The 13,450-nt window shown below is 75.1% G+C and carries 10 protein-coding genes; 7 read left to right on the top strand and 3 right to left on the bottom strand.

Annotated features, from left to right (window positions below):
• Positions 1-3: 3 nt before the first annotated feature.
• A complete protein-coding gene (locus ACFPK1_RS26365) occupies positions 4-2,046 on the bottom strand; it encodes an acyltransferase family protein (protein ID WP_378023926.1) in 2,043 nt (680 codons plus the stop codon).
• A gap of 251 nt (positions 2,047-2,297) precedes the next feature.
• On the opposite strand from ACFPK1_RS26365, the gene ACFPK1_RS26360 reads away from it, so the two are divergent.
• The 6 genes from ACFPK1_RS26360 to ACFPK1_RS26335 are packed head-to-tail and all read left to right on the top strand — an operon-like array spanning position 2,298 to position 10,495.
• Positions 2,298-3,185, top strand: a complete 888-nt coding sequence (locus ACFPK1_RS26360) for a DMT family transporter (protein ID WP_378023925.1) — start codon at positions 2,298-2,300, stop codon at positions 3,183-3,185.
• Positions 3,182-3,961 carry a hypothetical protein gene (locus tag ACFPK1_RS26355; protein ID WP_378023924.1) on the top strand — a complete coding sequence of 260 codons (780 nt, stop codon included), beginning with the start codon at positions 3,182-3,184 and terminating at the stop codon, positions 3,959-3,961. The genes ACFPK1_RS26360 and ACFPK1_RS26355 overlap by 4 nt, the downstream gene beginning before the upstream one ends.
• Position 3,962: 1 nt before the next feature.
• Positions 3,963-7,427 (top strand): lysine--tRNA ligase, encoded by a 3,465-nt coding sequence (lysS, locus tag ACFPK1_RS26350; protein ID WP_378023923.1) that lies wholly within the window; start codon positions 3,963-3,965, stop codon positions 7,425-7,427.
• A 34-nt stretch (positions 7,428-7,461) separates the two neighbouring features.
• On the top strand, positions 7,462-7,965 hold the full coding sequence (locus tag ACFPK1_RS26345; protein ID WP_378023922.1) for a hypothetical protein: 504 nt from the start codon (positions 7,462-7,464) through the stop codon (positions 7,963-7,965).
• Positions 7,962-9,377, top strand: a complete 1,416-nt coding sequence (locus ACFPK1_RS26340; protein WP_378023921.1) for an APC family permease — start codon at positions 7,962-7,964, stop codon at positions 9,375-9,377. The genes ACFPK1_RS26345 and ACFPK1_RS26340 overlap by 4 nt, the downstream gene beginning before the upstream one ends.
• Positions 9,374-10,495 carry an alpha/beta hydrolase gene (locus tag ACFPK1_RS26335; RefSeq protein ID WP_378023920.1) on the top strand — a complete coding sequence of 374 codons (1,122 nt, stop codon included), beginning with the start codon at positions 9,374-9,376 and terminating at the stop codon, positions 10,493-10,495. The genes ACFPK1_RS26340 and ACFPK1_RS26335 overlap by 4 nt, the downstream gene beginning before the upstream one ends.
• Here the strand turns inward: ACFPK1_RS26335 and ACFPK1_RS26330 are convergent, their stop codons facing one another.
• Positions 10,496-11,455, bottom strand: a complete 960-nt coding sequence (locus ACFPK1_RS26330; protein WP_378023919.1) for a helix-turn-helix transcriptional regulator — start codon at positions 11,453-11,455, stop codon at positions 10,496-10,498.
• A 104-nt stretch (positions 11,456-11,559) separates the two neighbouring features.
• Here ACFPK1_RS26330 and ACFPK1_RS26325 point away from each other — a divergent pair, with 104 nt between their 5' ends.
• Positions 11,560-12,996 carry an amidase gene (locus tag ACFPK1_RS26325; RefSeq protein WP_378023918.1) on the top strand — a complete coding sequence of 479 codons (1,437 nt, stop codon included), beginning with the start codon at positions 11,560-11,562 and terminating at the stop codon, positions 12,994-12,996.
• A 4-nt stretch (positions 12,997-13,000) separates the two neighbouring features.
• On the opposite strand, the gene ACFPK1_RS26320 is transcribed toward ACFPK1_RS26325, so the two are convergent.
• Positions 13,001-13,444 carry an SRPBCC family protein gene (locus tag ACFPK1_RS26320; RefSeq protein ID WP_378023917.1) on the bottom strand — a complete coding sequence of 148 codons (444 nt, stop codon included), beginning with the start codon at positions 13,442-13,444 and terminating at the stop codon, positions 13,001-13,003.
• Positions 13,445-13,450: the final 6 nt, after the last annotated feature.

Below are 13,450 nucleotides of genomic sequence, written 5' to 3'. Positions count from 1 at the left end.
TGCTCATCGGTCCAGCGCCGCCGGGAACAGGAGCGAGACGACCGGGGCCAGGCTGCGCGCGTAGGACGCGGACAGGTGGTTGTCGTCGAGGTAGACCATGACGTTGCCGATCTCGGGCGGGCAGACGGTGTCGGTGCACAGGTGGTCGGTGAGGTCGAGGAAGCCGACGTTGGGGGGCACGTCCAGCGCCGCGTACGGCGGCTCGGGGTCGTAGAGCTCCTCGCGCGGCAGCTCGCAGCTCGGGGCGCCCCGCCCGTGGGTCTCCACGCACTCGGCGGGCCACCAGTCGAAGCGGGGGTTGTCGCGCAGGGCCACGACGGGGATGCCGGCGGCGTCGAGGCGCTGCCAGGCCGCGACGAACCCCGGCGGCGTCTCCTCCGTGCGCCCGGCGCGGACGTCGCGGGTCGCCCCGGCGAGGACGGCGTCGGGCGGGTCGGCGACGAGGTGCTCGATCGCGGCGGCGTTCCACTCCAGGCACGGGACCTCGCCGAGGTTGGCGTCGGAGCCGGTCGAGAACGGGCAGCCGGGCCGGATCAGCGTCCGGACCTCCCAGTTCCGCTCGCGGGCCAGCGGCTCGAGGGCGGGCAGGAACTGCTGCATGTGGGAGTCGCCGACCACCACGACCACGCGGTCGGGCGTCTCGGCGGGCAGGTACGTGCACAGCTCGAGGTTCGGGTGCTCCGGCGGCCGGGCGCACGCCTGCTGGTAGGTGACCCAGTCGTCGACCACCGCCACGGTCGAGGGCCGCAGCGGCGGGTCGGGCTCGCCCTCGTAGACGAAGCCGGGCAGGCGGGACACCGCCCCGGGGTGGCTGGGGTCGCCGAGCTCCGGGAACGCGGCCGTGTCCCGGCTGCTCGTCGCGTACCAGGCGACGCACACGAGCAGGACCGGGGCGAGGGTCGCGGCCAGCAGCGCGGCGGGGCGCCACCGCGGCGGGCCACCCGGCGCGACGCCGCGGGCGGGACGCTCGACCACGTGGTGGGTGACCACGGCCAGCGCGACCGAGAGGCCCACCACGCCGAGCCCCCCGACCAGGCCGACCTCGGAGCGCCCGCGGGTGGCCAGGTAGAGGATCAGCACCGGCCAGTGCCACAGATAGAGGGGGTAGCTGATCTCGCCGAGGTACTGGCCGGTCCGCGAGGTCAGCAGCCGGTCGACGCCGGTGCCGGTGGTGCCCGCGACCACGACCGCCGCGGCGGCCGCGACCGGCCACAGGGCGAGGTAGCCGGGGAAGCCGGCCCCCACGTCGAGCACCACCCCGCACGCCACCAGCGCCAGCACGCCCGCCCAGCCCAGGAGCACCCGGACGCGGCGGGGCAGCCGGATGCGGTCGACGGTCAGGCCCAGCACGCCGCCGAGCGCGAACTCCCAGGCCCGCGCCAGGGAGTCGAAGTACGCGAACGGCTGGTCCGCGGCCGTCGTGATCACCGAGTAGGTCAGCGACGCGGCGGCGACGCCGACCAGGACGACGACGACCAGCCGGCGGACGTCCGCGCGCCGGCGCCGGGCGATCGCCGCCACGAGCAGGACGAGCAGCGGGGCCACCACGGAGAACTGGCCCTGCACCGACAGCGACCAGAAGTGCTGGGCGACGCTCGCCGCGCTGTTGTCCGCGTAGTAGTCGACGGCGTCGGCCGCCAGCCGCCAGTTCTCCAGGAAGAAGGCGGACGCGACGATCTCGGCCACGTTCTGCGACCAGAGCAGGGGCGAGACCAGCGCGAGGACGGCCACCGCGCTCACCAGCAGCACCAGGCCCGCGGTCGGGAGCAGCCGCCAGAACAGCCGGAGCCAGGTCGCCGCGACCCGCAGGCGCCCGCGCTCCGCGGCGCGGACGAGCATGCCGACGACGAGGAACCCCGACAGCAGGAAGAAGACGTCGACGCCGCCGGAGACCCGGCCCACCCAGACGTGGTAGATCACGACGAGCACCGCGGCGAGGCCGCGCAGCCCCTCGATCTCGGGACGGAACCGGGCGCTGCGCACCCCTGGGCCCGCCGACGACGTCGCCGGGACCAGGCGGTCCTGCGCGGGACCGGCCGAGGGCATGCGCGAACTCCCCTCCCCGTTGCTCCGGTCGTCGCCGCAGGACCGCCCGAGCCTAGGTGGCGCCCTGTCGGATCACGGTGGGCTCGAGCCGTCCGCCGTCGGCCGGGCCGGCGTCACCACCCGCCGTCACCGTCGGGACGGGCAAACCGACCACTCCTCGCCCGATCGGGTGGCCTCGGCGAGATCTTGTCGCGGTGCGTGGTCACCAAGTGCTGCACTGACCGGGTGACAGCGGTCGACCAGGCGCCGAGGTGACGCTCCTCGCGGGCGCGCTCGCGGTCCTGGCCGCCCTGCTCTTCGCGATCGCGTCCGTCGCCCAGCGCGGTGCCGCCGCCGACGTCCCCGACGACGAGGCCCGGGGCGGCCGCCTCATCCTGCGCCTCGTCCGTTCCCCGCGCTGGTGGGCGGGCACCGTGGGTGACACCGGCGGCTTCGTCGTCCAGGCCGCGGCGCTGGGGGTGGGGTCGCTGCTGCTCGTGCAGCCGCTGCTCGTCACCACCGTGCTCTTCGCGCTCCCGCTCGAGGCGCGCCTCACCGGGCGGCACATCGGGCGCGGCGAGGTGCGGTGGGCCCTGGTGCTCGTGGCGGCGCTGGCCCTGTTCGTCGTCGTCGGCGAGCCCACCGCCGGCCGCGACCGCGCGCCGCTGCACCACTGGCTGCCTGCGCTGGTGGTCCTGCTCGTCGTGCTCGCCGGGTGCGTGCTGCTGGCCGGGCGCAAGCGCGGCCCGCGCCGCGCCGCGCTGCTCGCCGTCGCCACCGGCCTGGCCTACGGCCTGGTCGCGGCGCTCACCAAGTCGGTGGTCGATGCGCTGGGCGACGGCCCCGTCGAGCTGCTGACCTCGTGGGAGACCTGGGCGCTGGTCGCCGCCGTGCTCGGCGGCACGTGGCTGCAGCAGGCGGCGTTCGGCGCCGGCCCGCTCGCCGCGTCGCTGCCCGCGGTCACCGTCGGGGAGCCGATCGTCGCCGCGGTGCTCGGCGTCGTCGTGCTGTTCGAGCAGGTCCGCGCCGACGGGCCCGAGTGGATCCTCATCGGCCTGCTCGTGGTGCTCATGGTCGTGGCCACCGCGGCCCTCTCGCGCTCGTCGGCCGCGTCCGCGCCGGCACCCGACCCGGCCGACCGTGAGGTGGCGACCCCGTGACCCTTGACCTGTCGCTCGACATCGAGGCCCGTGCCGGCGCCGCGTGGATGCTGGGCTCGTTCGTCGTCGTCTTCCTCGCCACCCGCGTGATCGTCCGGATGATCCGCGCCGGGAAGGGGCCGTTCCGCAACCAGGCCGTGGGCGGGGTCCACCTGCACCACCTGGTGCACGGCATCTTCCTCATGCTGCTCGCGGGCGTCGGCGAGTTCACCTACCAGCCCGACCCGCCGTGGCTCTACGTCCTCGCCGCCGCGTTCGGGGCGGGCGCCGCGCTCACCCTCGACGAGTTCGCGCTCTGGCTGCACCTGTCCGACGTGTACTGGGAGCGCGAGGGCCGCGTCTCGGTCGACGCCGTCCTCGTCGTCGGCGCGCTGATGGCGCTGCTCGTCATCGGCGCCAACCCGTTCGACTCGACGACGAACGACGGTGTCGTGGCCTTCGTCGCGACGATCGTCGTCAACGGTCTGATCGCCGTCATCGCCCTGTTCAAGGGACGCCCGCTGCTCGGGCTGCTGGGGCTGCTCGTGCCGGTCGTGGCGCTGGTCGGCGCGGTGCGCCTGGCCCGCCCGACCTCGCCCTGGGCGCGCTGGCGCTACCCCGAGGGGTCGAAGAAGGCCGCCCGCAGCCGGCGCCGCTTCCCGGAGCGCGAGCGGCGGCGCTGGGACGCGGTGGTGGAGGCCATCGCCGGCCGCCCGAACGAGGACGAGGCCGCGCCCGCGCCGGACGCGCAGGAGACCCAGGACCCGCAGCCGAGAGAGCAGGAGGGAGCACGCTGACATGGACGCCCCCACGGACGCCCACACCGACGGCGGGGACCCGGCCCCGGCCGAGCACGACGAGCACGACGAGCACCACCACGCCGACGACGGCGTGCACCTCGGCCAGCAGGACATCCGCGCGGCGAAGCTCGCGGCGCGCCGCGCGGCGGGGGAGACCGAGCCCTACCGCTGGCCCGTCGACCACACCCTCGCCGGCATCCGCACCGCCCACGCCGACCTCGCGCCCGACACGGTCACCGACGAGCAGGTCTGCGTCGCCGGGCGCCTCACCGGCCTGCGCCGCCAGGGCGGCCTGAGCTTCGGCACGCTGCGCGACCGCACCGGCGCGCTGCAGCTCTTCGTCGACACCGCGGTGGTGGGGCACGAGGCCCACGAGGCGATCGACGACCTCGACCGCGGCGACTGGGTCGGCGTGCGCGGGCGGGTCATGACCACCCGGCGCGGCGAGCTCTCGATCCGCGTCGACGAGTGCGCCCTGCTGGCCAAGGCGCTGCGCCCGCCGGCCGGCGGGCACCACGGCCTGGCCGACGTCGAGACCCGGTACCGCCAGCGCTACGCCGACCTGCAGGTCAACGAGCGCACCCGCGAGATCTTCCGTGTCCGCCACGCCGCGGTGCGCGCCATCCGCGAGCACCTCGCGGGGCAGGGCTTCACCGAGGTCGAGGGCCCGGTGCTGCAGAGCATCCAGGGCGGGGCGTCGGCGCGGCCGTTCGTCACCCACCACAACGCGCTCGACCTCGACATGTACCTGCGGATCGCGCTCGAGCTGCACCTCAAGCGGCTGATCGTCGGCGGCATGGAGCGGGTCTTCGAGCTCGGGCGGGTGTTCCGCAACGAGGGCGTCGACACCCGGCACAACCCCGAGTTCACGATGCTCGAGGCCTACCAGGCCTTCGCCGACTACCACGACATGATGGACCTGACCGAGGGCATGGTCGTCGCCGCCGCGCGCGCCGCCCTCGGGGACGACCTGACCGTCCGCTACCAGGGCCAGGAGATCGACGTCCGGCCGCCGTGGCCACGCCGGCGCTTCGCCGACATGATCGCCGAGAAGACCGGCGCGGTGATGCACCCCGACATGCCGATCGACGAGGCGCGGACGGTCCTCGACGGCCTCGGCATCGCGTGGGAGCAGGGCTGGGGCGCGGGCCGGCTGATGAAGGAGGTCTACGACGAGCGCGTCCAGCACGACGTCGTCGGCCCCGTCTTCTGCATCGACTACCCGCGCGAGGTCTCCCCGCTGGCGCGCGCCCACCGCGAGGACCCGGCCTACAGCGAGCGCTTCGAGCTGATCGTCGCCGGCTTCGAGCTGTGCAACGCCTACTCCGAGCAGAACGACCCCGTCGAGCAGATGGCGGCGTTCGAGGAGGAGGCCCAGGCCAAGCGCAACGGCGACCCCGAGGCCGGCGACATCGACCTCGACTACGTCCGCGCCCTCGAGTACGGCATGCCGCCCACCGGCGGGCTCGGCATCGGCATCGACCGGCTCGTCATGCTGCTGGCCAGCGTCGACTCGATCCGCGAGGTCATCCTCTTCCCGACGCTGCGCCCCGAGTTCGCGCCGCCGCCCGGCGGCGGGCCCGGCGGCGCGCACCGCCCGGTGCTGCCGCCGACACCCATGCCGGCCGCCGCGCTCGTGCCCCCGGCCCCGTCGACGCCGGTGGCGGTGGCGCGCGCGGCCGTCGCCACCGACGACGAGGGACCCCCGACGCGGCCCTGGACGGTCACCCTCATCGCCGGGCTGACCGCGCTGGCCGGCCTGCTGCACCTGCTGGTGCACGTGCCGATCGTCCACCAGCGCCTCGGCGACCGGGTCGAGCTCGACCTGATCCCCCCGTGGTTCGCGGTCACCGGGCACGTGCTCTCGGCCGCGATCGGGCTGCTCCTGATCCTGCTCGCCGACCAGCTCGCCAAGCGCAAGCAGACGGCCTGGCGGGTGGCCGTCGTGCTCTCGGCGGTCGCGGTGGTCGCCCACGTCCTCAAGGGCCCCCACCAGGTGGGCCTCGGGATCAGCGTCGCGCTGCTCGTGCTGCTGGTGGTCGCCCGCGGGCAGTTCCGGGCGCCCGCCGACCCGCCGTCGCTGCTGCGGCTGGTGCGCTTCGTGCCGATCTACCTCGCCTGCGTGCTGGCGTTCGGCTTCGTCTCGCTGGGCCTGCAGAGCGGGCGGATGACGCCCGGGCTGACCCTCGCCGGCGGGCTGGAGACGATCTTCGGCGGGCTGGTGGGGCTCGACGGGCCGTACACGTTCGAGCGCCGGGTGTTCGCCGCGACCTTCCCCGCCGCGCTGCTCGCGCTCGGGATCGTCGGGCTCGTCGTGTTCCTCGTGCTGGTGTTCCGGCCGCTGACCGCCCGCGACCCCCACACCCGCGACGACTGGAGCCGCGCGGAGACCCTCGTGCACACCTACGGCTGGGACACCCTCGCCGCCTTCGCCCTGCGCGACGACAAGAGCTTCTTCTTCGGCTCCGACGGCCGGGCGATGATCGCCTACACCTACCTCGGCGGCTACGCGCTCGCGGCGGGCGACCCGATCGGCGACGAGGCCTCGCTGCCCGCGGTCGTCGACGAGTTCCTGGCGATGTGCGCCGAGCGCGCCTGGACCCCGGCGTTCCTCGCCGCCCGCGAGGAGGACACCCGCGAGGGCGGGCTGCTCGCGTCGCGCGGCTTCCGGTCGTTCTACCTGGGCGACGAGGCGATCATCGACTGCCCGTCGTTCACGCTCGAGGGGCGCGAGCGCAAGAGCGTGCGCGCCGCCGTGCGCCGGGTCGAGCGCACCCACCGGTTCCAGCTCATCGCCGAGTCGGCGGCCTCGCCGACCCTGGTGGCGGCGCTGAACGCCATCTCGGAGAAGTGGCGCGGGAAGAACCCCGAGCGCGGCTTCACGATGTCGCTCTCGCAGGACATCACGGGCTCGGCGGCCAACAGCGACTTCCTGCTCTGCGTCGCGCTGGACGCCCACGGGGTGCCGGGCGGGTTCCTGCGCCTCGTGCCGGCCTACGGCGGCCCGGCCACCGGGACGTCGTTCGGCTACACGCTCGACCTCATGCGCCACGACCCCGGCGCGCCCAACGGCATGACGGAGTTCCTCATCGCGAAGAGCGCCCTGGCGCTGGCCGAGCGGGGCGTCACGCGGCTGTCGATGAACTTCGCGATGTGGGGGCGCCTGTTCGCCGAGGACGTCCCGTTCACCGCGACGCAGAAGCTCGCGCGGCGCGCGGTCGGCGTGCTCAACCCGTTCTTCCAGGTCCGCTCGCTGCACGACTTCAACGCGAAGTTCGGCCCGCAGTGGCTGCCCCGGGTTCTCGCCTACCGCAGCCCCGCCGACCTGCCCCGGGTCGGGCTGCTCTACGCGGGCGCCGAGGGCTTCCTGGCCGTCCCGCGCCTCGGCCCGATGTTCGTGCCGGCCGCGGTCGGTGGTGCCCCGTCGCCCTCGGGTGAAGCACCGACGGCGACCGCGGCATGAAGCGCAGCGGAACTGCCGCCGTCGGGAGCGCGGCATGAGCGTCATCGAGCGCCACCCCCGCCGCACGCGGGGCGGGGGCTTCGGCGACGTCGTCCTCGTCGTGATGCTCGTCGCCATGGCGCTGGCCGTCGTCGTCACGGTGGTGGTGCTCGCCGACGCGAGCGGGAAGAAGGCGCCGCAGGGCCCGCGCGGCGCGGGGGCGCTCGACGCGCTGCAGGCCGACATCACCGCCACCGGGCTCGTCGTCTGCTCGCGCGCCGACCTGCCCGACCCGCGCGCCACCGACGCGGTCGCCGCCCGCACCCTCGTCGTCGCCGTCGAGTGCCGCGACGGGCAGACCGCGACCGTCCAGGCCGACGCCTTCGCCGACGACGCCGACCGTGACGCGGCGGCGCGCAGCATCTCCGGGGTCGGGCGCCCGCGCGCGTCGTCGACGGTGCGCACCTACGGCGACCTCGTCGTGGTGGTGGCGGGCGGCGCGGAGGACGTGGTGGCCGACCGGATCGACGCGATGCTGCTCGCGAAGGGTGCTGCGTGAACGTCAAGCTGGGCGTGCTCGCCCTGGCGATGATCAACATCGCGGCGATCGTCAGCGTGCGCAACCTGCCCGTCATGGCCGAGTACGGCTGGTCGATGCTGGCGCTCTTCGCGCTCTCGATCGTCGTGTTCCTCGTGCCGATCGCCATGGTCGCCGCCGAGCTCGGCACCGGCTGGCCGCGCGACGGCGGGGTCTACGCGTGGGTCAAGGAGGCGTTCGGCGAGCGCGCGGGCTTCCTCGCGGTCTGGTGCGACTACGCCGAGAACGTCGCCTGGTTCCCCACGGTGCTCTCGTTCATGGCGGCGAGCCTGGCCTACGCGATCGACCCGTCGCTGGCCACCGACAAGGTGTTCCTCGTCGTCGTGATGCTCGCGTTCTTCTGGGCGACGACCATCGTGAGCCTCCGCGGGGTCGGCACGTCGTCCTGGATCGGCTCGGTCGGCACGGTAGCCGGCTCGATCGTGCCCGCCATCGGCGTCGTCGTCCTCGCCGCGGCCTACCTGGCGCAGGGCAACCCGAGCCAGATCCCGTTCTCGGCCGGCGCGCTGGTGCCCGACGTCGAGCTCAACAACCTGGCGTTCCTCGGCGGGATCATCCTGCTGTTCACGGGCATGGAGATGGCGGGCTTCCACGCCCGCGAGACCCGCGACCCGGGGCGCACCGTGCCGCGCGCGATCGCCCTGTGCGTCGGGGTCGTCGTGGTGTTCTCGGTGGTGGGCTCGCTCTTCCTCGCGATGGTCGTGCCCGCCGGCGAGATCAGCCTGGTCTCCGGGACCATGGAGCTGTTCTCCCGCGTGCTCGACCGCCTCGGCCTCGCGTGGGCGGTCGCCCCGCTCGCGCTGGTCGTCGCCTTCGGCGGCATCGCCCACCTCGCGCCGTGGATCCTCGGGCCCGCCAACGGCGTCGCGGCGGTGGCGTCGCAGGGCTCGCTGCCGGCGCGGGTCGGGCGGCGCAACGCCGCCGGCGTACCCGTCGCCCTGCTGCTCGTCCAGGGCGCGGCCGGCACCGTCTTCACGCTGCTGTTCCTGCTGGTGCCGAGCGTGAGCACGTCGTACTGGATGCTCTCCGCGGTCACCGCGCAGATCGTGATCATCATGTACGCGCTGATGTTCGCGGCGGTCGTGCGGCTGCGCCACACCCAGCCCGACAAGGAGCGCCCCTACCGGATCCCCGGCGGGCTGCCCGGCGTCTACGCGGTCGGCGGCATCGGCCTGCTCGGCTGCCTGGCGGCGTTCGGGCTCGGGTTCGTGCCGCCGGGCCAGCTCGCCACGGGCAGCACCGTCACCTACGTGACGCTGCTGGCCGTCGCGGTCGCCGTGCTCTCGGCGCCGCCGTTCGTGTTCGCGGCACTGGCGCGGCGGCGGGCGCGGCGTGACGCCGGCTCCGACGACGGGGTCCCGGTGCCGGCGTGACCGTCGACAGCATCGGCGAGATCGACATCACGACCGACTCGTTCCTCGGGGCGGGCGCGATCCTCGCGCTGTTCGTGGTCGTGGGCCTCGCGCTGCTCCTGCGCAACCGGCTGGGCCAGATCTCGCGGGCCGGCAAGGTCGCGCTGATCTCGCTGACGACGGTGCTGGTGCTCCTCGGGTCCGGGGCGAGCGTCAACGCGCACTTCGACTACTTCCGCACCCTCGGCGACGTGCTCGGGCTGCCCCCGTCGGACGAGGTGGAGCTCGCGGCGCTGCTGGCGCGCGTCGACCGCCCCGAGCGCGGGGTGGTCACGACCATGGAGATCCCCGGCAAGGAGTCCGGGTTCACCGGGCGGCCCGCGATGGTGTGGGTGCCGCCGGCGTGGTTCGCCCGCCCGCGCCCGACGCTGCCGGTGGTGATGCTGCTGCACGGCACCCCGGGCACGCCGCAGGACTGGCTCGACGGGGGCCAGGCCGGGGCGACCGCCGACGCCTACGCCGCGGCGCACGGCGGGGTCGCGCCGATCCTCGTGATGCCCGACGTCAACGGCACGCTCGACGGCGACAGCGAGTGCGTCGACGGCCCCGCGGGCCGCGTCGAGACCTACCTGACCGCCGACGTGCCGCGCTTCGTGCAGGACGTCTTCCACGCCGCCGCGCCCGGCCGGACGTGGGCGGTGGCGGGCCTGTCCGAGGGCGGTTCGTGCTCGCTGATGCTCGCGCTGCGCCACCCCGACCTCTTCGCGACGTTCGGCGACTACGCCGGCCTGGCGGGGCCGCGCGCCGGCGACACGAACGCCGACACCGACTCCGCGGTGGCCCAGCTCTTCGGCGGCTCGCAGGCGGCGTTCCTCGCGCACGAGCCGTCGGCGCTGCTGGCCCGGCGGCAGTTCGCCGAGCTCGGCGGCTGGTTCGAGGTGGGCGACGCCGACCCCGAGCCGTACGCCGCGGCCGGGACGATCGTGCCCGCGGCCCGGCGGGCGGGGATCGCGACGTGCGAGGTGGTCGTCCCCGGCGGTGGGCACACCTTCGCGGTGTTCTCGCAGGCGTTCTCCGACTCGCTGCCCTGGATCGCCGGGCGTCTCGGGGCGGGGCCGCTGGTGCCGACCTGCCCCTGATCAGGCCAGCAGCCCCCACCGCGCGGCGCTGCGCGCGGCGGCCGCCCGGTTGCGCGCGCCCGTCTTGGCCAGCACGTGCTCGACGTGGGTGGCGACGGTGCGCGGGCTGATCCCCAGCCGCGCGCCGATCTCGGGGTTGGAGAGCCCGTGGCCCACCCCGTCGAGGACCTCGAGCTCCCGCACGGTCAGCCCGGCGGGCGGGTCGGCCTCGCGGTGCAGCACGAGCGCCCCGCGCGGGGTGGCGTGCAGCTCCACCCCGACGACGTCCCCCGCGGCCGTCACGAGCAGCAGCGGGCCGGGCGCCGGCGCCCCCGCGAGGACCGCGTCGACGAGCCCGGCCAGCGGGGACGGCGTGCGGACCAGGTCGGGCCGCGCCCCGGCCGAGAGCAGGTCGATGTGCCCGGCGCGGCCGACGAGCAGGCCGTGGGTGCCGTCCGTCCCGAGCGCCGCGGTGCGCGCGGCGGGGGCCGGCACGGGGTCGAGGGCGGCGGCGAGGTCGGGGGCCAGCAGCTCGAGCAGCGCGACCGTGTCGTCGTCGGGGTGGCGCCCGTCGAGCGTGCTCGCGTTGAGCATGCCGACGTAGCGGTCGTCGGCGGCGAAGAGGCACAGCGTGAGGCCGTCGCGGAAGCCGTGCGGGACGATGATGCTGTCGAAGATCTCGCCGCGGCGCCGGGCCGGCTCGAGGTCGCGCACCCGCACCGCGCACCGGCCGTCGCGGACCACCTCGAACAGGCGGTCGGTGTGCATCCGCGTGTCGACGATCCGGTCGACCGCGGCCGGGTAGGACGACGCGAGCGTGCGGTGGCCCCCGGTCGCCGGGTCCCGCACGCTGAGCGAGACGCAGTCGGCCGGCACCACCTCGCCCAGGCCCGCGAGCACGGCACGGGCGGCGCCCGGGGAACGGCTCCCGTGGCGCCGGAGGAACGACCGCAGCTCGCGGGCGGCCGCGACCGCGGACATACTCCGCGAAGCTACGCGGCCGGCGTGCGCCCGACCAGGGGATGACCGGCGCATCCGTCATCCGACCGATGTCGTGCCGCGCCGCCCGGCCCACGATCGGCGCCATGACACCCGAGGAGTACGCCGAGCTGGACGCCACCGGCCTGGCCGCGCTGCTGAGCAAGGGCGAGGTGAGCGCCGCCGAGGCGCGCGACGCCGCGGTCGCCGCGCTGGACGCCGTGAACCCGAGCCTCAACGCGATCGTCGGCACGCGCTTCGACGCCCCGCTCGAACACAGCGCGGACGGCCCCTTCGCCGGGGTCCCGTTCGCGATCAAGGACCTGATCGTCCACGCGGAGGGCGTCCCGCAGCGCGCCGGCACACGCCTGCTCGGCGACGGCGTGCCGATGCCCGCCGACACCCACCTCATGACCCGCTTCCGCCGGGCCGGGCTCGCCACCCTGGCGCTCACCGCCACCCCGGAGCTCGGGTTCAACGCCACCACCGAGTCGGTGGCGACCGGCCCCGTCCACAACCCCTGGGACACGACCCGCAGCCCCGGCGGGTCGTCCGGCGGGTCCGCGGCGCTCGTCGCGGCGCGGGCGCTGCCGGTCGCGCACGCCAACGACGGCGGCGGCTCGATCCGCATCCCGGCGGCGGCGTGCGGGCTGGTGGGCCTCAAGCCCAGCCAGGGCCGCACCTCCCCGGGCCCGGACTATGCGGACCCGCTGCTCGGCATGGGCGTCGAGTTCGCCGTGACCCGGACCGTGCGCGACACCGCGGGCCTGCTCGACGCCGTGCACGGCTACGAGCCGGGTGACCGCTACCTGCTGCCCGACCCGCCCCGGCCCTACGCCGACGAGGTGGCCGCGGGCAGCCGCCGCCTGCGCGTGGCGCTGTGGACCACGCCGTTCTCCGGGAACGGCTCGGTCGACCCCCGCTGCACGGAGGCCACCGAGGCGGCCGCGCGCACGCTCGAGGGCCTCGGCCACGCGGTGGAGATCGCCGGGCCGGAGCTGGACGCGGCGGCGTTCGACGCCGCCAACCTCGTCGCCTGGACGAGCTTCCTCGCCGACGGCGTCGACGTGCTCGCCGCCGCGCTCGGCGTCGAGCCCGGGCCGGACACCCTCGAGGCGGCGACGCTCGCGTGCGCCGACCACGGCCGGGGCCTGCGGGCGGGCGACCTGTACGCCGCCGACCGGGTCTTCAACGCCACCCGCCGCGCCGTCGCGGCGTTCCACCAGCAGTACGACGTGATCCTCACGCCGACGATGAACGTACCGAACACGCCGCTGGGCCACCTCGACCAGAACGACCCCTCGCGCGACGCGCGCGACTGGTACGACCACATCTTCTCGACCGCGGGCTTCACGGCGCTGTCGAACGTCACCGGCAACCCGGCGATCTCGCTGCCGCTCGGGCGCACCGAGGAGGGGTGGCCGATCGGGGTGCAGGTCGTCGCGCCCTACGGCGACGAGTCGACGCTGATCGCGCTGGCCGCCGACCTGGAGCAGGCGATGCCCTGGTCCGGGCACCGCCCGCCGGGTGGCTCCGCCACGTGAGCACCTAGCCGACGGGGAGACGCTCCAGGGCCTCCTGGAGCGTCTGCTCGGCGTCGTCGCCGAGGCGGCCCAGGGCCGGGGAGAGCAGCGGCCCGGCGACCTTGGCGACGCCCTTCAGCGTGAACTCGGCGCGGTAGGTCACGGTCGTGCCCGGTCCGTCGGCGACCATCGTGATGTCGTCCTGGCTGGTCACGGTCTTGTTCTCGCCGCGGATGCGCAGGTGGCCGGGCTCGTCGACCTCGAGGGTGTAGGTCAGCTCGGTGCGCTTGCCGCGGAACTCCGAGACGTTGCGCCACTGCTTGCCGATGCCGATCGGCGTGGACGGGTCGACGGGCTCGCAGGAGATCGTCGGGGCGTCCCACTCCTCGGTGTTGGCGACGTCGCGCAGGTAGGCCTGGACGGTGCCGACGGGGGCCGGCGAGTGCACGGTGCGCTCGATGGTGGGCATCCGGCC

This window comes from Actinomycetospora rhizophila (assembly GCF_042657905.1).
Taxonomy (GTDB): domain Bacteria; phylum Actinomycetota; class Actinomycetes; order Mycobacteriales; family Pseudonocardiaceae; genus Actinomycetospora; species Actinomycetospora rhizophila.
The sequence above is the reverse complement of the archived record's forward strand: the minus strand, read 5'-3'. Positions and strand labels throughout refer to the sequence as shown.